Annotated in this window: 1 protein-coding gene; it reads right to left on the bottom strand. The window is 49.7% G+C overall.

Features of this window, described 5'->3' with window-relative positions; all coding sequences use genetic code 11:
• Positions 1–264: 264 nt before the first annotated feature.
• Positions 265–1,464: a bifunctional phosphopantothenoylcysteine decarboxylase/phosphopantothenate--cysteine ligase CoaBC gene (coaBC, locus tag QUB35_RS29050; protein WP_333145127.1), complete on the bottom strand. Its 1,200-nt coding sequence runs from the start codon at positions 1,462–1,464 to the stop codon at positions 265–267.
• Positions 1,465–1,594 lie beyond the last annotated feature (130 nt).

Raw genomic sequence — 1,594 nt, 5'->3', positions numbered from 1 at the left:
CCTACCATCTCAAAAACCCGCCCCCACAAGGCGAAAAATATTTCATTTCGATCGCAGTAAAGGTTAATCTAGATTATTGGTTGTGTGGGGGCGGGTTTATATAAATTGTTTGCGGGTATTAAATATTATTGGTGAACCCGCCCCTACAGGCCATCGTAGGGGCGGGTTTTACCAACCATTTATGTTAGAAACCTACCATCTCAAAAACCCGCCCCGCCCAGCGACAAATCCGCAATTGGTAATATCATCGCAATTCGGTCGCCCTCACCCTTCCCTCACAAAATCAAACAACCGATGAGCCATTTCTAGCTTGCTGCAAGGTGCTATTTCTACTTGCTTCCCTGCTGCATTAATTAATATTGCTTGATTGGTATTGCTGCCGAAACCTGCGCCTATTTGATCGATCGGGTTTGCCGCAATTACATCCAGTTTCTTCGATCGCAATTTCTCCAAAGCCGGCTTGACAATATCCCCAGTTTGTGCTGCAAACCCGATTAATTTTTGGTGCGGCTGTTTCAATTTTCCCAACTCTGCCACAATATCCGCTACCGGTGCCAAAGGCAAACAATTCGGGAGCGATCGCTTCGGCAATTTCTCACTACTGTACTCGGCCGGCTTCACATCCGCTACCGCCGCCGCCATCACCGTCAAATCCGCATCGTGGAAGCATTGCAGCATCGCCTGCCGCATTTCTTCTGCACTCGCAACTGCGATCGCCCGCACACCTGAGAGCGGCAATTCGCCAGTTATACTGTGTACCAGCGTCACTGTCGCGCCGCGGTGCCCTGCAGCTTGCGCCAAAGCTATACCCATTTTGCCACTGGAAGGATTGCCGATAAACCGCACCGGATCGAGGTGTTCCCGCGTTCCTCCCGCACTGATCAACACCCGAAGACCCGCTAAATCTCGATCGCCCTTCGCATACAAAAGCGATTCAATATGAGGCAAAATCTCATAAGGTTCTGCCATCCGGCCGACACCCGCGCGATCGCACGCTAGCATACCCGCCCCCGGATTCGCAGCATGATAGCGCCGATAAGTCAACACTTCCCGCCAATTCCGCTGCACCGTCGGCTGTTCCCACATATCTGTATTCATCGCCGGTGCCAGCAAAATTGGGCACGTAGAAGCTAAGACAGTATTAGTCAACAAATTATCAGCAAAACCCCCCGCCAACTTAGCCAAAGTATTAGCCGTCAGGGGAGCAATAACAAAAACTTCCGCCCATTCTCCCAGTTGAATATGCAGGGGGCGCCCGTGACTTGCTTGCCAAAAATCTTTGTCAGTAAAAGCAGGATGGCGGCACAGAGTAGCAAAAGTCAAAGGCGTGACAAACTCCCCGGCCGCATCAGTAAGAATAGCTTTAACTTCAGCTCCAGCTTTCGCTAAAGTTGAAACTACTTCGCAAACTTTGTAAGCCGCAATCCCGCCACTAACACCGATTAAAACTCGTCTGCCTTTCATGATTTTTGGTAATACAGCAACCTTCGAGGTTATGAGAACTTGATGAATTCCTGAAACCATTGCGGAGAATTGCCCGATCGCATCTCCTGATTCTTTCTTCCTTCTTCCTTCTTCCTCATTCTTTCTTCCT

Source organism: Microcoleus sp. B13-B6, from assembly GCF_036705405.1.
In the GTDB taxonomy this organism is placed as follows: Bacteria; Cyanobacteriota; Cyanobacteriia; order Cyanobacteriales; family Microcoleaceae; genus Microcoleus.
This window is presented reverse-complemented; position numbering and strand designations above follow the sequence as displayed.

What these genes read in the sequence shown, in the direction of transcription:
- coaBC (WP_333145127.1), bottom strand. Translation starts at nt 1,464, where the DNA reads ATGAAAGGCAGACGAGTTTTAATCGGTGTTAGTGGCGGGATTGCGGCT.